This window comes from Fibrella rubiginis (assembly GCF_017353185.1).
In the GTDB taxonomy this organism is placed as follows: Bacteria; Bacteroidota; Bacteroidia; order Cytophagales; family Spirosomataceae; genus Fibrella; species Fibrella rubiginis.
In genome coordinates, this window is sequence record NZ_JAFMYV010000006.1 from 77,799 (window position 1) to 98,206 (window position 20,408).

General features: G+C 56.5%; 13 protein-coding genes. 8 read left to right on the forward strand and 5 right to left on the reverse strand.

Features of this window, described 5'->3' with window-relative positions; genetic code table 11:
• The first annotated feature begins 188 nt into the window (after window positions 1–188).
• Entirely contained in the window at window positions 189–2,615 is a 2,427-nt protein-coding gene (locus tag J2I47_RS12935; RefSeq protein ID WP_207365012.1) for an ABC transporter permease, read from the forward strand.
• A gap of 18 nt (window positions 2,616–2,633) precedes the next feature.
• Here the strand turns inward: J2I47_RS12935 and J2I47_RS12940 are convergent, their stop codons facing one another.
• Window positions 2,634–3,203, reverse strand: coding sequence for a Crp/Fnr family transcriptional regulator (locus tag J2I47_RS12940; protein WP_207365013.1), 570 nt, complete (start codon window positions 3,201–3,203; stop codon window positions 2,634–2,636).
• Window positions 3,204–3,275: 72 nt separating this feature from the next.
• Here J2I47_RS12940 and J2I47_RS12945 point away from each other — a divergent pair, with 72 nt between their 5' ends.
• Both J2I47_RS12945 and J2I47_RS12950 read left to right on the forward strand, forming a co-directional pair.
• Entirely contained in the window at window positions 3,276–4,232 is a 957-nt protein-coding gene (locus J2I47_RS12945; RefSeq protein WP_207365014.1) for a sterol desaturase family protein, read from the forward strand.
• Between the two features lie 165 nt (window positions 4,233–4,397).
• Entirely contained in the window at window positions 4,398–6,785 is a 2,388-nt protein-coding gene (locus J2I47_RS12950) for an ABC transporter permease (RefSeq protein WP_207365015.1), read from the forward strand.
• 93 nt (window positions 6,786–6,878) lie between these two features.
• Here J2I47_RS12950 and J2I47_RS12955 read toward each other — a convergent pair whose 3' ends face one another.
• The 3 genes from J2I47_RS12955 to J2I47_RS12965 are packed head-to-tail and all read right to left on the reverse strand — an operon-like array spanning window position 6,879 to window position 7,975.
• On the reverse strand, window positions 6,879–7,382 hold the full coding sequence (locus J2I47_RS12955; protein WP_207365016.1) for an SRPBCC family protein: 504 nt from the start codon (window positions 7,380–7,382) through the stop codon (window positions 6,879–6,881).
• Window positions 7,379–7,699: an ArsR/SmtB family transcription factor gene (locus tag J2I47_RS12960; RefSeq protein WP_207365017.1), complete on the reverse strand. Its 321-nt coding sequence runs from the start codon at window positions 7,697–7,699 to the stop codon at window positions 7,379–7,381. The genes J2I47_RS12955 and J2I47_RS12960 overlap by 4 nt, the downstream gene beginning before the upstream one ends.
• 12 nt (window positions 7,700–7,711) lie before the next feature.
• Window positions 7,712–7,975: a hypothetical protein gene (locus tag J2I47_RS12965; RefSeq protein WP_207365018.1), complete on the reverse strand. Its 264-nt coding sequence runs from the start codon at window positions 7,973–7,975 to the stop codon at window positions 7,712–7,714.
• 51 nt (window positions 7,976–8,026) lie between these two features.
• Here J2I47_RS12965 and J2I47_RS12970 point away from each other — a divergent pair, with 51 nt between their 5' ends.
• From J2I47_RS12970 to J2I47_RS12990, 5 genes are all read left to right on the forward strand, one after another.
• Window positions 8,027–10,483, forward strand: a complete 2,457-nt coding sequence (locus J2I47_RS12970; protein ID WP_207365019.1) for an ABC transporter permease — start codon at window positions 8,027–8,029, stop codon at window positions 10,481–10,483.
• A gap of 186 nt (window positions 10,484–10,669) precedes the next feature.
• Window positions 10,670–13,093 (forward strand): ABC transporter permease, encoded by a 2,424-nt coding sequence (locus tag J2I47_RS12975; protein ID WP_207365020.1) that lies wholly within the window; start codon window positions 10,670–10,672, stop codon window positions 13,091–13,093.
• A gap of 17 nt (window positions 13,094–13,110) precedes the next feature.
• Complete coding sequence (locus J2I47_RS12980) at window positions 13,111–13,515, forward strand: hypothetical protein (protein WP_207365021.1); 405 nt, start codon at window positions 13,111–13,113, stop codon at window positions 13,513–13,515.
• Between the two features lie 12 nt (window positions 13,516–13,527).
• Complete coding sequence (locus tag J2I47_RS12985; protein WP_207365022.1) at window positions 13,528–15,957, forward strand: ABC transporter permease; 2,430 nt, start codon at window positions 13,528–13,530, stop codon at window positions 15,955–15,957.
• Window positions 15,958–16,173: 216 nt separating this feature from the next.
• Window positions 16,174–18,567, forward strand: coding sequence for an ABC transporter permease (locus J2I47_RS12990; protein WP_207365023.1), 2,394 nt, complete (start codon window positions 16,174–16,176; stop codon window positions 18,565–18,567).
• A 69-nt stretch (window positions 18,568–18,636) separates the two neighbouring features.
• Here J2I47_RS12990 and J2I47_RS12995 read toward each other — a convergent pair whose 3' ends face one another.
• The gene (locus J2I47_RS12995; protein ID WP_229374581.1) at window positions 18,637–20,217 is read right to left on the reverse strand and encodes a DUF4350 domain-containing protein; all 1,581 of its coding nucleotides are present in this window, start codon (window positions 20,215–20,217) and stop codon (window positions 18,637–18,639) included.
• Between the last annotated feature and the right edge of the window lie 191 nt (window positions 20,218–20,408).

The following is a 20,408-nucleotide window of genomic DNA, read 5'->3' on the forward strand; positions in this document are numbered from 1 at the left end:
AGGCAAGCCCTAGAACAGACACCCAAACCAATCGTATTGCTGTTTCACAAACGGACGCGTGATTGTCCGAAACTGGACAGTGCCAAAAGCAAAAACCCAGTTTCTGAACTAGAAACTGGGTTTTTGCTTTTGGCATGTACCTTGTATAACCTACTACCAACCAGCAATGGTGTCAAACTCAACCGGTCATGCTCAAGAACTATTTTAAAATCGCCTGGCGGAACTTGGTCCGTAATAAAGCCTTCTCGGCCATCAACATAGCGGGGCTGGCTATCGGGCTGGCTACCTGTTTGCTCATCGGTCTGTTTGTACTGGACGAGCTGAGCTATGACCGCTTTAATGAAAAGGCCGACCGGATAGTGCGGGTGTGGTTTGAGGGTAAGATCCAGGGTAACTCGATGAGCGAGGCCCACGTGATGCCGCCCGTGGCCGCCACCCTCCGCGCCGATTACCCCGACGTGCAGGAGGCTACCCGGCTCCGGCGCATGGGAACGCCCGACATCACCTACGGCCAAAAGACGTTTCGCAACAACGACGTGGCTTTTGTCGATGCCAATTTCTTCCGCGTTTTCACCCTGCCCCTGTTGAAAGGTGATGCCAAAACAGCCCTCACGCAGCCCAACACGGTCATCGTAACCCAGGCTTTTGCCCAAACTTATTTCGGCAGTGCCGACCCGATAGGTAAGGTCATTACGCTGAAAACAGACAACAAACCCTACACCGTCACCGGCCTCATCGACCGGGTGCCATCCAACGCTCACTTTCACTTCGACGTGTTTGCCTCGATGGCGTCGCTACCCGAAGCGGCCAAGTCTGACTGGATGCAGTCGGAGTATTTTACCTACCTGGTGCTGCCCGACGGCTACGATTACCGGCAACTGGAGGCCAAACTGCCGCAGGTGGTTGAGAAGTACATCAGCCCGCAGCTACAACAGGCTATGGGCATGACAATCAGCCAGTTTCGGCAAAAAGGCAACAACCTCAGCCTGCACCTGCAACCCCTTACCGACATCCATCTCCACGGCGATTTTACGGGTGATCTCTCGCCCGTTGGCGACATCCGCTACGTGTACCTGTTTGGGGCCATCGCCCTGTTTATGCTGCTGATTGCCTGCATCAATTTCATGAACCTCAGCACCGCCACGGCCACCAAACGGGCGCGGGAAGTAGGCGTTCGGAAGGTAATGGGGTCGTCGAAATGGGGGCTGGTGAGGCAATTTATGGGCGAGTCGGTCCTGCTGACGGTGGTGTCGCTACTGCTGGCGGTGGGGCTGGTGTGGGCTACGCTGCCTTTTTTCGGGCGGTTGGCGGGCAAAACGCTGTCGCTCGATTTTCTGGCAACGCCCTGGCTCCTGCCGGTATTAATCGGCTTTGGGGGGTTGGTCAGTTTGCTGGCGGGGTTATATCCGTCGGTGGTGCTGGCCTCGTTTAAGCCCGTGTCGGTGTTGAAAGGTGCGGGCAGCCTGGTGGGCACCAAACGGGGCGTTGGCCTGCGGGGTGGGCTGGTGGTGTTCCAGTTTCTGGTCTCCGTCATCCTCATGGTCGGGGCCACGGTGGTGTATCGGCAGTTGCGGTTTATTCAGGACAAAAAGCTGGGCTACGACAAAGAGCAGGTCATTGTGTTGCCCGAAACGGGCTACCTGGGTCAGCAGGAAGCTTTTTTCCGCGATCAGTTGCGTCAGGATTCCCGCATTGCCCACGTCAGCGCGTCGGGGTATCTGCCCGCCGGACCATCCAACAACAACAATTTTACGGTGTACCCCGACGACAAACCCACGCAGGTTGTCCTGACCCTCCGCTACGACATCGACGATCAGTACCTGCCCGCGATGGGGATGCGGATGGTGGCGGGACGCAACTTTTCGCCAGCTTTCGCTACCGATTCGTCGGGGGTCATTCTAAATCAGACTGCAGCGCGGGCACTGGGTCTGGGCCGTAATCCGCTGGGGCACACCATCTCGCGAAACGACAACCGGGGCGGCACACGAACCTATCGGGTCATCGGCGTGGTGCGCGACTTTCATTTCCGGTCGTTGCGTGAGCGCATTTCGCCGCTGGTGATGGTGTTCGACAAAAGCCCCGGTACGCTGATTGTGAAAGCCCGAACCACCGACATAGCCGGTCTGCTGGCCACGATGCAACAACAATGGGCGGCCCTGATGCCCGACCGACCGTTTGCCTATTCGTTTCTAAACGAACGCTACCAGGAAACCTACGTGGCCGAACGCCGCACGGGGCAGATTCTGGGCTTTTTTGCCGGGCTGACCATTTTCGTGGCCTGTCTGGGTCTGTTTGGCCTGGCTACGTTCACCGCCGAGGCCCGGACAAAAGAAATTGGTGTGCGCAAAGTGCTGGGGGCCAGCGTAGCAAGTGTCGTAGCCCTATTGAGCAAAGACTTTCTCAAGCTGGTCCTGATCGCCATTGTCATTGCCTCTCCCCTAGCCTGGTACGCCATGAACCGCTGGCTAGAGGACTTCGCCTACCGGGTTACTATCGAGTGGTGGGTGTTTGCCCTGGCGGGTCTGTCGGCGGTGAGTATTGCCCTGCTCACGGTGAGCTTTCAGAGCATCAAAGCCGCCCTGATGAACCCCGTGAAGAGCCTGCGGAGTGAATAGCACCACGACAAACTTTTGTTACCGTCGTTTGGCCCGAACCATGCTGATCGCCTGCGCGGTCATGCCCAGAAAGGAGGCGATATGGGTGAGCGAAACGCGCTGAAACAGTTCAGGGCGGGTGCGTTGCAGGGTGTCGTAGCGCTGCTCTGTGCTGTGAAAACGCAGCGAAAAACTGTGGTCGCGGAGTTGGATGGCGTATCGCTCAATAAGCAGGCGCCCAACCCGGTCAATAGCCGCAAACTGGTCATATAGTCCCTGAAGGCGGTCATAGTGCACGGCGTAGAGTTCGGTGTCTTCCAGGCAACGAATGGAGTCGGCACTGGGGGTGCGCTGAATGAAGCTGCTGAGCGCCACCACCATCTCGCCGTCCAGTCCCAGAAAGAGCGTGCAGTCGGTGGCCTCTACGGTGGTGTAGACCCGGAGTACACCCCTCCGGATGAAATACAGGTGGTTGGCTACATCACCGGCCTGTAGCAGGTAGTCGCCCCGGCGGTGGGTCTGCTGCACAAACGCATCGCTTATCGCTGCCTGAGCCTCGTCAGTTAACGGTACAAGCCGGGAAAAATAAGCGAGCAGGTCCTGGGGCATTCGTTCTTCAAAAAGTTGAAGGAAAATTAACCCATTCCGGGCTATTCTTGTACTCGATCAAGAATAGCCACTATGAAGACACCTCACGAGCTATTGACTTTTCTGGCCGACATGGCCCACGACGGTAGCATCTTCTTCCGGTTGGTGCTGCCCCTGTACGTGGGCATGATCATCCTTGAATTTGGCATGACCGCCTGGCGAATGCGTCAGAAGCCAGGTGCCTACCGATGGAGCCACCGCGACGGTTGGACCAACGTGGCTGTATCATCTATGAACATGACCTACGACGTGGTCATTGGCATTCTGCTGCCGTTTGGCCTCTATTACCTGCTCTACACGCAGTACCGGCTGTTTACCCTGCCTTCCAGCGTATGGGGCTGGGTGGCGGCTTTCCTAATCCATGACCTGATCTATTATGTCGACCACCGGATTTCGCACCGTACGGGCCTGTTTTGGGCGTTTCATTCCGTGCACCATTCCTCGCAGGAGTACAATGTTACGGTAGCCGCACGGGGCTTTTTTCTGAATGGCACCCTGACCATGCCGCTGTATTACCTGATGCCCATCCTGGGTATGTCGCCATTCATGATTCTGGTCGTGAACGTGGTGGCGAGCCTGTTTGGCATTTTCAACCATACCCGGCTGGTCAAGCGCATGGGGTGGCTGGAATATGTGCTCTGTACGCCGTCTAACCACCGCGTCCACCACGGCACCGACGCCAAATACCTGGATCGTAACTACGGACAGGTGTTTATCATCTGGGATTATCTGTTTGGCAGCTATCAACGGGAGGAAGAAGAACCTACCTACGGCCTTACCACCCAGTTGCAGACCAACAATCCGTTTGCCATTCAGTGGGCCGGTATTCGCTGGTTATGGCAGCAGATGAAAACGGCCCACCGCCTGTCTGACAAGCTGCGCTACCTCTGGATGCCCCCCGGCTGGCGACATGATGGTCCCGGCCAAACCGCCGAAGAAATCCGCGCCCGCACCACTCAGCCGCAGAACGTTGCGCTGACCACATCCTGACTGTCTATACACCCAGGAGCAGCGTACAGCATCGGATAGTCCTGTCCATTTCCGGACAGGATCTGTTCACAAAAAGATCGTTTCAAGTTCAGAGACGGACTTTTTGTACTGTGGCACGGGCATTGAAACGATGTGCCTGACCGGTCTGATCTACCCCGCTGCCCTATGCTCACAAACTACCTGAAAATCGCCTGGCGAAACCTGTGGAAACACAAGCTGTTTTCGTTTATCAACATCTTCGGGCTGGCGTCGGGAATGCTGGTGTGTCTGCTGGCTATGATCGACATCAAAGGTGCGTTCGACTACGACTCGTTTCACCCAAACCGCGCCCGAACGTACCGCATCATTACTGACGCGACAACCAACACCAATGACCTACGGAGCTATGCCACTACACCCCCGCCCGTAGCCAACACCCTGAAACAAAACTACCCGTTTGTAGAGGCCGTTACCCGCGTTATCCGCAGCTACGGCGAAGTGACAGCCAATCGCAAACAGCTACCCGTCGTTTTCAGCCTGGTCGATCCGGGATTTTTTCAGGTCTTCGGTTTTAGGCTAACGATGGGCCAGGCAGCGATAGCACCACAGACCGTTGTGCTCACGCAGGAAACAGCCCGGCGGTTCTTCGGCACGGCCAACCCCGTCGGGAAACTCATGCAACATTCGGCGTTTGGCGCGCTGACCATAACGGGTGTCTTTGCCCCAAACCCCACCAAATCCCACCTCGATTTCGACATGGTCGTGTCGACGGCCACCCTCTCCAGCCCAGACTGGCAACGAACACTAGGCAACTGGAGCGATTATGGCAACCCCTACACACGCACCTATACTTATGTGCTGCTGAAGCCCGGTACACGGGCCGAAACGCTTAACAAAGTGTTGCCCGAACTGGCCAGCCGAGCCACGAAGGGATTGCGCTTTGCCAATGAAAAAGGCTATACCCTGCGCAGTCAGGCCCTCACGCAACTGTCGCCGCCACGCGAAGGCCTGGAGAACTCGACCTATGAACCCACGGCCGGAAAGCTGGCAACAGAGTTTGGTATTGGGCTGCTCACCCTGTTGCTGGCGGTATTCAACTACGTTAACCTCACCCTTGCCCGGTCGCTGAGCCGCGCCCGTGAGGTGGGCATCCGCAAAGTGGCAGGAGCGCTGCGCTGGCAGCTGATGGGGCAGTTCATGGCCGAGTCCGTTATCCTGTCGGTTGGCGGGCTGGGCCTGGCCTATGTTATGCTTCAGTTTGTGAAGGCTATGCCCTTTGTGCAGCAATGGCTCATCGGCGGTGTACAGTGGGAACGTGACGGCAGGGTGTGGCTGGTGTTTGTGCTGTTTAGCGTGGTGGCGGGCCTGCTGGCGGGGCTGCTGCCCGCACGGGTGCTGTCGGGGTTTGAACCTGCGCAGGTGTTACGAAGCCAAACCGGCCTGCGGGTGTTTCGGGGCATCAGCCTCCGTAAATCGCTGATTGTGATTCAGTTTTCTATCTCGCTGCTGGCTATGATCGTGCTGCTGGCCATGGCGCGGCAACAGCACTTTATGAGTACCACCAGCTATGGTTTTGAGCGTAAAGGTGTACTGACGATTGCCCTCAACGGCCTGCCGCCGAGCCAGTTAACCGACGAGATAAGCCGACTGGCCGGAGTGGCCCGTGTAGCCCCTACCTCAGCTCTCTTCGGTTCGCACGGTGATAACTGGCAGTTGGTCCGGCGGCAACGAACCGGGGGCGATTCGGCGGGGGTAGACATTTTTTCGGCCAATGCCAATCTGGTGCCCACTATAGGGCTGAATCTGCTGGCGGGACAGAATCTGCCCGTTTCAACATCCGACTCGGCCGGGCGGTTTGTCCTGATCAATGAAGAAGCCATGCGGACCTTCAACCTGGGCGACCCCGCTGCTGCCGTTGGGCAACTCCTTTGGCTCAATGACAGCACCAATGTGCGGGTGGCGGGGGTGTTGAAAGACTTCCATTTCGCGTCGATGGCCATGAAAATCAGGCCTATGATGCTCCACTATCAGCCCAGCGCCTTTCGGTACCTCAACGTGGCCATTACGGGTGGCAACCCCAAGGCCGTTTGCGCCGACATTGCCCGTATCTGGAAACGCCTGAATCCCTACGAACCCTTTGCCGGGATGTGGTATGACGAGTTTCTGCGCAATCGCCACAGCCACACCGACGACATCAATTTCATGGGTCTGCTTATTGGGCTGGCCGTATCAATTGCCTGTCTGGGCCTGCTGGGCATGGTTACCTACACCACCGCGGTGCGGACCAAAGAAGTGGGCGTTCGGAAAGTGATGGGGGCCAGCGTGGGGCAGGTTGTCTGGCTGCTGTCGTGGAGCTTTTTGCGGCTGCTACTGCTGGCGGGCGCCATTGCGTTGCCACTGGGCTACCTGGCGGGCAGTTTTTTCCTGATGAACTTCGCCTACCATATCACGCTGGGTATCGGCACGTTGGGTCTTTGCTTCGGCACGATGCTGCTACTGGGTGGGCTGACCATCGGTTGGCGAACCTACCGGGCTGCCGCGGTCAATCCCGTAGTCAGTCTGCGATCAGAGTAGGTTCTGGTAGATGAACAAAGCAACAGGGGTTGAGCCGGCTTTCTGGCCGGCTCAACCCCTGTTGCTGCCCTGGTTGTAGCCAACGCTGGAAAGCTACTTCGTTTTGGTTGCCAGCAGTTCGTCCAGACCTTCCATAGCCATGGTCAATCCTTCCTTCATTCCCATCTTGAGGCTCGCCTCCAGCTGAGCCAGATCGGCATAGGTTACCCGGTTGGTTACCAGTGTTTTGCCATCTTTCTGGACGAACGTAATGTCCATTGTCGAGACAGGCATTTGGGGGTTAACGGTGCCGCTGGCATCGGTAAAGGCATCCTGCGCCGTAAACCGCCGTTGAGGCTCAATGGTCAGGTAACTCATTTTGCCCCAGTGTTCTTCGCCCTGTGGCCCCACCATGGCGTAGTGCCAGTGGCCCCCTTCGCTGAAATTCATCGACTTGGTTCGGGCTTGCCAAGGTTTCGGTGCCCACCACTGATCGAGCATGTCGCTGTTGGTGTATGCATCCCATACCAGGGGCAGTTCGGCGGCAAATTCCCGCTTAACGGTGATCGAGTGATTCGCCCGATCTACTGAAAAATCCATCATCAAATCGCTCTTCATTTGTTATCCTGTTTTTTGGTTGATAATACACGGTCAAGCTGAGCAAACCGGTCTTCCCACAGCCCTCTGAACGTATCGAGCCAGGTGTCGATTTCCTTCATGTGAGTGGGATCACACTGGTAATAAATCTCCCTGCCCTGTTGCTTCTGTTTAATCAGGCCACATTCGGTTAGTACCTGAATGTGTTTCGACACCGCCTGTCGGCTCGTGGCGAAGTGCTCAGCCAGGGCAGTTGGCGTCAGCGCCTGTAGGGCAATGAGGCTTAAAATAGCTCGCCGGGTGGGGTCAGCAATAGCCTGGAATACATCTCGTCTCATGAGTCAATCGAATTAGTTGCGCAACCGAATGATTGCAAATATACGCGCAATCACTTGGTTGCGCAACTCTTTTTTGGTTTTTGATATCAATAGCAAAGCAGGCAATTGATTGTCTAAGGAGTAAGGGTATTTGGGCGCATCAACAGACCGGGTGTTACCTGCCGCACCTTCTTTGTTGCCGTACCATTCCGGACGGTTCGTTGTCCGGAATTGGACAACGAGCGTTTTGACGAGGGCCATTTCCAGCTTAAAAACGGGCCTTTCATAGTTTGGCATGTACCTTGTATAACATACTACCAACAAGCAAACTGGTAAACGATACAGGTCATGTTCACGAACTATGTCAAAATCGCCTGGCGCACCCTGCGCAAGCAGGGCGGTTACACCGCCATCAATGTGATTGGGTTAGCCCTTGGCCTGGCCTGCTGCCTGCTCATTACGCTATACGTAGTCGATGAGCTAAGCTACGACCGCTTCAACGCCAAGGCTGACCGCATCTACCGCCTCCACTCCGACATTAAGTTTGGCGGCGAGGTGATGAACATGGCCGTTACGCCCGACCCACTGGGGCCAACGCTCAAACAGGATTACCCGCAGGTAGAACAGTTCACGCGGCTGCATCAGCAAGGCACGTGGTCTGTAAGTCAGGCGGGTACCACGAGCGTAATTCGGGAAGACAACATCACCTTTGCCGACTCCACCGTATTCGATGTCTTTACGCTGCCACTCCTGGCCGGCCGGTACGCCGGAGCGGACCCAAAGCGGGCGCTGGCGCAGCCCAACTCGGTGGTCATCAGCGAGGCGGCGGCTACCCGGCACTTCGGCAGTCAAAACCCGATAGGTCAGACTCTGCTCTTCAACAAGATGCCTTACAAGGTAACGGCTCTGATGCGCGACATGCCCACCAACAGCCACTTCCGGGCAGATTTTCTGCTGGCCATGAGCAGCGACGACTATCAGTGGGGCCAATGGGTGAGCAACAACCACCATACTTACGTGGTGCTTAGGCCCGGTGTTGATGCCGACGCGTTCGCCCGGAACCTCGACGCTGTGGCTGAAAAGTACGTAGGGCCGCAGATACTGTCGTTTCTGGGGTCAACCATGGCGCAGTTCCGGCAGGCCAACAACCGGTTTGCGTTTACTATGATGCCCCTGACCGACATTCATCTGCATTCAAAACAGACCATTCAGCTGGCTCCCGTTGGCGACATTCGCTACGTCTATATTTTCTCGGCCGTAGCCCTGTTTATTCTGCTCATTGCGGGCATCAACTTCATGAACCTGGCCACGGCCCGGTCGGCCAACCGGGCCAAGGAGGTGGGCGTCCGCAAGGTGCTGGGGTCGGGACAGGGGCAGCTTCTGAATCAGTTCATGACCGAATCGGTACTGACTACGGCAATGGCTATGCTCCTGGCCGTTGGACTGGTGGCTGCGGCACTGCCCCTATTCAACGACATTGCCGCCAAACAACTGACATTCAGGCGACTAATTACACCTTTCTGGTTAGTGATGTTGCCAGTAGTACCGCTGGTGGTGGGGTTGCTGGCAGGGGTCTATCCGGCCATTTTCCTGTCGTCATACCGGCCCATTGCCGTGCTGAAGGGCAAGATAATAGCCCGTTCGGGCGGGGCGTTGCTGAGCAGTGCGCGGCTACGAAGCGGGCTGGTGGTGTTCCAGTTTATGATGTCGGTGCTGCTCATCATCGGCACCATCGTGGTCTACCGGCAGATGCGCTACATTCAGACCAAAAACCTGGGGTTCAACCGCGAGCAGATGCTGGTGGTGAACGGAACCGACGGCCTTGGCAAGCAAACCGAAACGTTCCGGCAGGTGGTGTTGCAGCTACCCGGCGTGGTCAACGGAACGGTGTCGGGCTATTTACCCACCCCATCTAACCGGAGCAATACGTCGTTTTTCCCGGAGGGACAAATTGAGCCACAGAAGGCCGTGAGTATGCAGAACTGGAGCGTCGATTACGACTATGTAAAGACGATGGGGATGCAATTGGTGCAGGGCCGCGACTTTTCGCGGTCATTCGGGGCCGACTCCTCTGGCATTATCCTGAACGAAACGGCGGCGAAGCTCTTTGGCGGCAAGGCCATCATCGGCAAACGCATTGCAGTCTATGCCGACGTGGTAAACAAGCTCACCAAATCCTACACGGTAATCGGGGTAGTCAAGAATTTTAATTACGAATCGCTGCGGCAGGAAGTGGGGGCACTGGCCCTGATACTTCAGGGCAGCACCGGGTCGATCTCGTTCCGGCTCAACGGGAGCAGCAACGTGGCGGCATTGGTAAGCCAGATCGAGGCCAACTGGAAGCGGCTGGCACCGGGGCAGGCTTTCAGCTATGCCTTCCTCGACGATAACTTCGACCAGATGTACCGCACCGAACAGCGTGTGGGTACGCTCACGCTGGTTTTTTCAGTCCTGGCCGTCCTCATTGCCTGCCTGGGGTTGTTTGGTCTGGCTGCGTATACCGCCGAGCAACGTACCAAAGAGATTGGTGTTCGTAAAGTGCTGGGGGCCAGCGTAACCAGTGTGGTAGCCCTGCTCTCGCAGGACTTCCTGAAACTGGTTCTAATCGCTATTGTCATTGCCTCGCCCGTTGCCTGGTGGGCCATGCACCGCTGGCTGGCCGACTTCGCCTACCGGGTCGACATTGAGTGGTGGGTCTTCGCTCTGGCGGGTGTGCTGGCCGTAGGCATTGCCCTGCTCACGGTGAGCGTCCAGAGCATCAAAGCCGCCCTGGTAAACCCGGTGAAGTCATTACGAAGCGAATAAGGAAGCGTTGCCGCACCGGCGAACAGGCCCCTATCATCACCAACCGCCGGACAACTGGTTGTCCACTTTCGGACAGGTCAGTTAGGTAAAAACCCGTTTCTGTGTCAGAAACGGGTTTTGCGCACCGTGGCACATCCATTGACATGTTGTTGATATACACCGACTTTCTGAACGCCCCTCCTACATATGCTACGCAACTACTTTACCATCACCCTGCGGAACCTGCGCCGCAACACGGTTTATTCAGCTATCAACATCGGCGGGCTGGCACTGGGCATCGCGGCGTTTCTGCTCATTTTTGAATTCATCGCCTCGGAATGGACCGCCAACCGGTTTCATACACACTACGATACCCTCTACCGGGTCATCATCAGCGAACCAACCAAAGACCCCGACTATTCATTTCCGGGGGGCGTGGGACCGTTGCTAAAAGAGCAGGTCGGCGGCATTGATCAGGTGGTGCGCGTGGCCGACTACATTGCGGCGGGGGTACTGACCACCACCGGGCCAAAGCCGCAGGTAGTCCGCGAACAGCAACTGCTGTTTTCCGACGCCGATTTTTTCCGGGCCTTCACCTTTCCGTTCCAATCGGGCACCAACACGCTCGATCAGCCCCAGACGATGGCCCTGTCGCAAACCCTGGCCCGCAAACTGTTCGGCCTGGCAGAGGCCGTGGGCAAGACCATCACCGTCAGCAACCAGTTTGGCAACACGCTCTACACCGTCACGGGTGTCTTTGCCGACATGCCTGTCACCTCTGACCTACAGGCGCAGGCTGTGCTGGCCCTCTCGACGCTGAATGCTGCCGCCAACCGTAGCGGTAATGACTGGGCCGACCCCACCAAACTGGAGAACAGTTTCACCAACCTTTACCTGAATCTTAACCCTAAAACGAACGCAGCGGCGTTTGAACGGCAATTAACCAGTTTGGGGAGGCAGCTAAACCCGGTCAATAAAACCCAGACGGTGCATCTGCAACCGTTCCGGGAGTTGCACCTGGCGCCGTCGTTTACGTACCCCTTCCAGACGTTTGGGAGTCTGGTGCTGGTGGTGGCGCTGGCAGGTATCTCGCTGCTGGTGTTGCTTATTGCCTGGGTCAATTACGTCAACCTGGCCACGGCGCAGGCGATGACTAAAACCAGGGAGGTGGGCATCCGGCGGCTGATTGGTGGCCGACGAAGTCAGTTGATGAGCCAGTTTCTGACCGAAACCGTGTTGTTCAGCGTCGTCAGCGTGGGGCTGGGGCTACTGCTGGCCGTTAGTTTACAGCCTGTTTTTAACGGTTTCGTGCAGAAAGAACTGTCGCTGAGCATCTTTAGCCAGTCGGGTTTCTGGGCTGGGCTGCTGGGGGTGGTGCTCGGTACGGCTGCTATGGCGGGGACCTACGTAGCCTACACGCTCAGTTCGGCCCAACCCCTGGCTGCGCTGACGGCCCGCCCGGCTCAGGCCACCGGCGGGTTACCCCTGCGGCAGATGCTGGTGGTGTTTCAGTTTGGCATCTCGGTTGTGTTTATCATTGTCACGCTGGTCATGTACCGGCAGATCTCGTTTATGCAGACGGGCCGGTTGGGCCTCAACCTGGATCAGTTGCTGGTGCTGGTGGGGCCAACCGTAGCCACCGACGCCCAGGGCGACAAAAACAGCGCGTTCAAGCAGGAACTGGCCCGGCTGCCCTTTGTGCAGAAAGTGGCGGGGTCCAACAACGTGCCGGGGGCCGGGTACAACTTTGGCACGGCGGGCATTACCAGGCTAAACCCCGCCCCCGGCGATGACAAAAAAAATTACCAGATGTTCATCGCCGATCACCGCTTTTTCGACACCTACGGGATCGGCCTGGTGCAGGGACGGCCCTTTACGGAAGCCGAAGCCAACGCCAGCTGGAACAACGCCCCCCGCGTAGCGGTGAACGAACGCGCCGCCCGGCAGTTGGGCTACGACCCCAAACAACCCGTGGCCGGGAAAAAGCTGCTTTTTTACGGCAAATCCTACGACATTGTGGCGGTGGTAAAAGACTACCACCATCTGTCGATGCGGGAGGCCATTGCACCTGTCATTTATCTGCCGTCGGTGGGCTATGCGTATTTCACCATTCAGCTCGACACCCGCGATATGTCTGCCAGGATCGCGACGCTGGAGAAGCTCTATAAACAAACGTTTCCGGGCAACCCATTCGAGTATCATTTTGCCAGCGAGGTGTATAACAGTCAGTTTCAGCGTGAACGGCAGTTGAGCCGACTGTTTGTGGCGGCATCGCTGCTGGCCATTTTCATTGCCTGTCTGGGCATTTTCGGCTTAGCGGCGTTTGCCGCTCAACAGCGCACGAAAGAAATTGGCGTGCGTAAAGTACTGGGGGCCAGCGTAGTCAGTATCGCCGCGCTGCTGAGCAAAGATTTTCTTCGGCTGGTTGTCATCGCCCTGATTATCGCCTCGCCGCTGGCCTGGTATGCCATGCGCCGCTGGCTGGCCGACTTCGCCTACCGGGTCGACATCGAGTGGTGGGTCTTCGCCCTGGCCGGGGCGCTGGCCGTAGGCATTGCCCTGCTCACGGTGAGCGTCCAGAGTATCAAAGCCGCCCTGGTAAATCCCGTCAAGAGTTTACGAAGCGAATAACCTCAACGCATAATATCATGAAAAAGCTACTCATTTTTCTGCTGCTGACCCTCGGTGTAGCAGCTATGGCCCGCCCGGCAGACCAACCCGCCCAGCGCACCCGGATTGTTCAGAATGACAACACGCTTACAATTCAGATTGACCGGACAAACAGACCTCAACCCATTCATTATCAGCAAACATTCAACGTGGCTGATATGAACTGGATAGAAAAAGACCTGCTTAAATTCCGTGTTTTCGCCAGTCAGGGCCTGGTGGTGCCTTTCCAGGAAGTAGCCGACCTGGTAGTGCTGTTGGTGGGTATACTGGCGCTGGCGGGTACGCTATTGATTGTCAGCTACCAGGCCTCGAAACGACCCACGCTGGACCTTACGTCTCCCGACCCCGGCACCACTCTCTCTGCGCTGCCCCCCAGAAGCTAACCTCTTCGCACCATGTTTCGCAGTTACGTTAACATCGCCCTTCGCAATCTCTGGAAAAACCGGGGTTATGCAATCATCAATGTGGTGGGGCTGGCTACGGCCTTCTGTATCTGCACGTTTCTGTTCCTGACAGCCTACCTGCACCTGACGTACGACTCGTTTCACGAGGATGGCGACCGCATTTTTCAGACGTATAGCTTTACCAACAACCCCGAAAAAGCCACCAAACGGGGTGCTATGCCCCTGCCATTTGCCCCCGCCCTCAAAGCAGATTACCCCGAACTGGAAGCCGTTACCCGCGTGATGACAGGGCGTAAAAGTCTGGTCGAAGCCAACGGCAAATACCTCGATAAGCTAATCAACTACACTGACCCCGATTTCCTGCGTGTGTTTTCGTTTCCGCTGCTGTCGGGCAATCGGGCATCGGCCCTGCGTGAGCTGAGCAGCGTGGTCATCAGTCAAAACATGGCGCATGACCTGTTTGGCACCGCCAACCCGGTGGGAAAACGGCTGCGTATTGGCACTGACGGCGACCTGAAAGACTACATGGTAACGGGCATCATCAGCAACGCACCCGATAACTCATCCATCCAGTATGATGCACTCGTCCGGATTGAAAACGCGCCCAATTACCAGCGCAGCAAAGGCAACTGGAGCGACGGTTCGCACGCTGTTTTCGTAAAATTACCCCTCCACGTCGCGCAGGGTACATTTGAGGAACGCCTGAAAACATTCGCTAAAAAATATTACCCCGGCACCATCAACGAATTGATCAAAAAGAAGGCCCGGCCCGATGAACGCGGTGACCTGTTTGCCGTGCGCCTGCAACAACTGTCGGACGTGCATTTCAACCGGGAAATTTCCGATAATAGAGGCACGCCCGTTGTGGCTATCTATGTCATTCTGGGCATGGCCGTTTTCATTCTGCTCATTGCCTGCATCAACTTCATCAACCTGAGCATTGCCCGGTCATTCACACGGGCGCGGGAGGTGGGCGTACGCAAATCGCTGGGGGCGCTCAGGCGCGGGTTGTTCATCCAGATTTGGGGCGAATCGGCCCTGATTTGCGTCATCGGGTTTCTGGCTGGTTCCGGGCTAGCCTATGGATTGATGCCCGCTTTCAACGCGGCATTCGGGTCGAGGCTCAACCTGACCAACGCCTTTCAGCCCGGCTTCATTGGGCTGAATCTGGTACTGATTGTGGTGGTTACGCTGGTGGCGGGCGGCTATCCCGCCGCGCAGATGGCCGGGTTCAATACGGTCTCGGTGCTGAAAGGCCAGATCACCACTAAACGACCCGGCACCCTGCGCAACGCCCTCATTGTCACACAGTTTACACTAGCCTGCCTGCTGGCTTGCTGTACCGTCATTGCCTACCAGCAGGTCAATCATTTACGCCAAAGCCCCGTTGGTTTCGATAAAGAGCAGGTGATCAGTATTCCGGTGGGTGCGCAGGCCAATGGCCGACAGGTGCTGCAACGGCTACGCAATACGTTCGCCAGTGACCCGGCTATCGTGTCTATTACAGGAACGAGCGTGAATTTAGGCAGAGGCCGGGATCATGTTTCGTCGCGCAGCACGTGGGGTTTCAGTTACAAAGGCAGGCAGGTATCGGCTGACATCCTGCTCGTTGATTTCGACTACCTTAAAACGCTGCATATCAAACCACTGGCTGGCCGGGACTTCGACCGGGCCTATGCTTCCGACTCCGTCGACCGGGTACTGATTACACAGTCGCTGGCCAGAATGATGGGCGAGAAAAACCCAGTTGGTATACTCCTTGGCGACGATGACGACACGACCGGCACCAAATCGCAGGTAATCGGCGTCGTACCTGATTTTCATCTCTATTCGGTTGCCGACGAAGCCAAACCGATTATAATGCACCTGTCGGGCAGCGAACCTATTCACTACATCTTTGTCCGGGTGACGCCGCAGAGCCTGGCGGGGTCGATGGAGAAGGTCAAGAAAGCATGGACCAGAGCCGCACCCCAGGTCGAATTTATCGGCACGTTTCTGGACGAAAACGTCGATGCTTGGTATCAGAATGAAGAACATCTTTCGCAGGTGCTTAGTCTGGCGTCGGGTGTTGCCATCCTGTTGTCGTGCATCGGCCTGTTTGCCATTGCCCTGCTGATGATGGAGCAGCGCACGAAGGAAATCGGGGTGCGCAAAGTGCTGGGGGCCAGCATTACCGGTATCGTGCTGCTACTCTCGCGCGATTTTGTCAGACTGGTCCTGATTGCTCTGTGCATTGCCCTGCCGCTGGCGTGGTATGGTATGCAACAGTGGTTAGCTAATTACTCGTCCAGAATCACGATCAGCGCGTGGGTATTTGTGGCCGTGGGCATAGCCGCCATCCTGATTGCCCTATTGACGGTCAGCTATCAGGCCACCCGCGCCGCGCTGATGAACCCGGTGAAATCATTGCGGAGTGAGTAGGCAGTCAACCTGCACGGTAGTATCCGTCAACAGGCAAGCCTGATTCCAATAGGCTGATTCATCGCCGGACAATTGGTTGTCCACTTTCGGACAGGTGCGTTGCCCCAAAGCTCGTTTCTGACACATCAGCGGGCCTTTTTTGTCCTGGCACGGCCATTGTCCAGCTACGCTGGTATACCGTGCGCCACTGATCGATCCGTTCCTGCTACCTTTCTCATGTTTACGAACTACCTCAAAATTGCCTGGCGAAATCTGGTCCGCAACAAGGCCAATACGGTCATCAACGTCTTTGGCCTTACCGTGGGGCTGAGTTCGTGCCTGCTCATTGGACTATACATTCAGCATGAGCTAAGTTTCGACACGTTCCAGCAGAAAGGCAATCGCATTGTCCGGCTCATCATGGAATACCGGTTTGATGGCAGCCAGGAGTCCAGTCAGGGCAATTTCACCAGCACCTACGTGGCACCCGTCTTTGTGCACACGTTTCCCGAAGTACAGTCGGCAGTGCGGATGACGAGCAGTGCCGTCACCGTTCGCTATGAAGACAAGCTCGTGCGCGAACCGAATTTCATGTTTGCCGACTCCACCTTTTTCGACCTCTTTGCGGCGCAATTCAAGCTGGGCAACCCCCGCAAGGCTCTCGACGGCCCCAACAAGGTTATCCTGACCGAAACGACGGCTAAAAAATACTTTGGCACTGACAACCCGGTCGGCAAAATCCTGCTCATCGGCAGCGATAGCACCGCCTACCAGATCACGGGCCTTGTGGCCGACTACCCCACCAACTCGCAGATCAAGTTCGATTTTCTGGCGTCGTTTTCCTCACTCAAAGCCAATCAGGAACAGACGTATTTCAATGCCAACTACACCACCTATCTGCTCCTGAAAAACGAGGGTTCGCTGGCCACGCTGGCACCCAAAATTACGCCGTTCATGAAAAAAGAAATGGCGGGGTCTGGGGCGTTTATCACCTTCCACCCGGAGCCGTTTTCGCGTATTCACCTTCATTCCAACTACGACGCGTTCGTACTCAACACCACTATCACCTACCTCTACATCCTGTCGGCGGTGGCGCTGCTAATTCTCCTGATCGTGGGCTGTACCTACATCAACCTCAGCACGGCGCGATCGCTGGAACGGGCGCGGGAAGTGGGTATCCGGAAAGTGGCCGGTGCCCGCAAAGCGCAGCTCTTCTGGCAATACATTGGCGAGTCGGGTATGGTGTGTCTGGTTGCCCTGTTGCTCAGCCTGGTGGTGGTGCTCGTGGCGCTGCCTGCGTTCAGCAACCTGACCCAGGTGTCGCTAACGGCCCGGACGCTGTTTTCGCCCTACTTCCTGTTGTTTGCCCTGCTCATAACGGTTGCCATGAGCCTGCTGGCGGGGAGCTACCCGGCGCTGGTGCTCACCAGTTTTCAACCCATTCAGGTGTTGAAAGGCCTGTTCAAGCACTCAGGAGCGGGCCGAACGATGCAACAGTCGTTGATCGTTTTTCAATTTTCTATTTCCATTGCCCTGCTGGTGGGTACGTTCATTATTCAAAAACAGCTGGCCTTCATTCAGCAAAAAAAGCTCGGCTATGACCGTGAACACGTACTCGTTTTGCCCATCAGCCAGCGGATGGTGAGCAACCTGTCGGCCATTAAACAGGAACTGAAAACAAACCCCGATGTGCTGAGTGCTTCGCGTTGCGTGAGTACGCCCGTAAGCATTGTAGGCGGCTATAACATGCGGTCGGCCACGATGTCTGAAAAAGCGCAGATGGGCGTAACGGCCAATCCGGTCGACGAAGATTACATCAAAACAACTGGTTTACAACTGGTTGCGGGCGAAAGCATTAGCGAGCAGGATGTAAAAGACATACGCCTGGCCGATGAAAAGACGCCCAGACAATACCATTTTGTTCTGAACGAAAGCGCGGCCAAAAAACTGGGCTGGACACCCCAGCAGGCCATTGGGCAACGCATGTTTCTCGACAACTCGCGGCCGGGTGTGGTAAAGGGCGTGGTGCGCGATTTCCATTTTGAATCCCTGCACGCGGCCATCAAACCACTGGTGTTGTTTCCCGAAGACTACGGTCGGCAACTGCTGGTGAAGGTCAGTGGTCGCAACCTGCCGCAGACCATCGCTTTTGTTGAAACCAAATGGAAGCAACTGGCGCCCTACCTGCCATTTGAGTACCGTTTCCTGGACGACGATTACACCAAACTCTACCAGTCGGAACAGCAACTCGGCACGGTGATGGACCTCTTTGCGGGCATTGCCCTGGTACTAACGTGTCTGGGTCTGCTGGGACTGTCGGCCTATGTCGTGCAGCAGCGGACGAAGGAGATTGGCGTGCGCAAAGTACTGGGTGCCAGCGTAGCCAGCATCGTCTCGCTACTCAGCCGTGACTTCCTCAAACTGGTTATTGTGTCTGTTATCCTTGCCTCGCCCGTGGCGTGGTGGGCCATGAATAGGTGGCTCAATGACTTCGCCTACAAGATCGACATCGAGTGGTGGTTCTTTGCCGTGGCAGGCCTGCTGGCCGTAGGTATTGCCCTGCTGACGGTAAGTTTCCAAAGCATCAGAGCCGCCCTGATGAACCCCGTCAAGAGCCTGCGAAGCGAATAGCTTAGTACGGCGCGGGGCGGCCTCCAGATCTGGAGGCCGCCCCGCGCCGTACTAAGCTATCTAGTTAATCTACTGCACTTTAGCCAACCACAACGAGGCATTGATGTGTAAGGCCGGGTGCGACGTAAAGCCCGATGGCGAATCACCCGACCAGCCATTGAACAGGCTGTCGTTGGGGTCGCCGGTGCCATCATCGCAGGGTGAGCTGTCGCCGATGAAAACTACCCGCCCCGTACCGTAGGTGGCCAGCAGGGCCATCACGTTGCTGGTGCTGCCCACCGTGCCGCTCATCCGCCAAAAGAGGCCCTGCACACTTGTATTGCTGGTGGGATAAAGCGTGGCCGTGCTGCCGTTATAGAAAGCCAGTTTCGAGGCTGTACCCGCCACACCATTCAGTACTTTCTGAGCATTGGCGTTGCTGCCCGTGTAAACGTTTGTCGTGGGCTTTTCGCTGATGTCGACGTAATCGACGTTGAAACCAAACGGCTTGTTATTGTTAATGCCATTGTTGGTCATCAGGTCGTTCCAGACACGGGGCGAATCGTAGCCATCGCCGTCGCGGTCAGAGGGGTTGTAGCCATTGGCATCTGTACCGGCAGTGGTGGCGGCGGTGTGGTCGGCAACCATCATCAGGCCCCCGCCATTAGCCACAAAATTCATGATCGCCGTCTTCTCCGAAGCAGTAAACAACCGGTTGGGTTCGATAACCACAAATACGGCGTAGTTGCTCAGATCCTGCGGGTTAGCCGTGTTGCCGTAGGTGATGGTAGCCCCGCTGGTCAGGGTCTCTACAGTGTTACCCCGCTTCACCAATTCCACCGCCCAGGCCGAACTGCCCCCCCGCCAATAGGTCTCGGGCGTGCTGGCCGTAATGCCTGTATACGAAGGCGTAGGAAAGCGCTGGGCCATGGTTTCCACGGTGGTGCCGCCCGTATAGAGCGGTACATTTTCTGTGCCGTCGGCGTCGATCTGCCAGTCGGCGCTACCTGCATTTTCGCGCTTGCTGGCATCAAACAGGAAGGCTTTGCCCGTTGGTGGGGGCGGTGTACTTCCTCCGTTGTCGTTAACTAGGATGTCGTCGAGGTTGATGCGGTTGGTACCACCCGATACTTTCCGGATTTCCAGCCGAGCCGTACCGGCTATATTGAGCGTGAACGTTTGCGTCTGGAGCGTGGCGGTGGTTGTTACGTTCACACCGGCCTGCGTCCAGCTGCTGCCACTGTTGGTGGAGTACCACAAGCCCCATTGGCTGGCTGCGTCGGTGCCGTAGGTGGCGTGCTTTATGCTTACCGTGCCAATACCCGTGGTGAGGTCGAAGCCCATGGTCACCTTGCCCGTGTTCCGCACCCGGGCCGACCATGCACCTGCCCTAAGGTCGGTGCTGCTGTTGGCAATCAGGGCGTCGAAGAGATTCCAGGTGTTGGCCTGGAGCGTCACGTTGTCGCCACTTGCTGAGCCCGCGGGCGCTACGTCATAAGCTGTTTTGGGACTGGTAGCTCCCACCTCAAACCCTTCTGAGAGGGTTACGGCGGCAGCACGAGCCGACGAGGCGGTTGTTGCGACCGGATTAAGCTGGCCCGCCGGCTGACAGCCCAGCAGCAGTGCGCCCGCCAGCAGATACGCAGCGTGACGAGTGGCAGAAAGAGACATGTTGAACATAGCGTATGAAATGAACCTAGTGAAGTTGATTGGCTGTAAAGATATTTTTATAGCTCCGGTAAGGTGGCACGCCCACTGTTACGGTTCTGTTATTTCATCCTGCCCATTTTGCTCAGAGAGTTTAAGCCATGTAGCAAACGGCTAGAACAAGGCGTTTTAACCAACGATTAATCGGCCCTGAA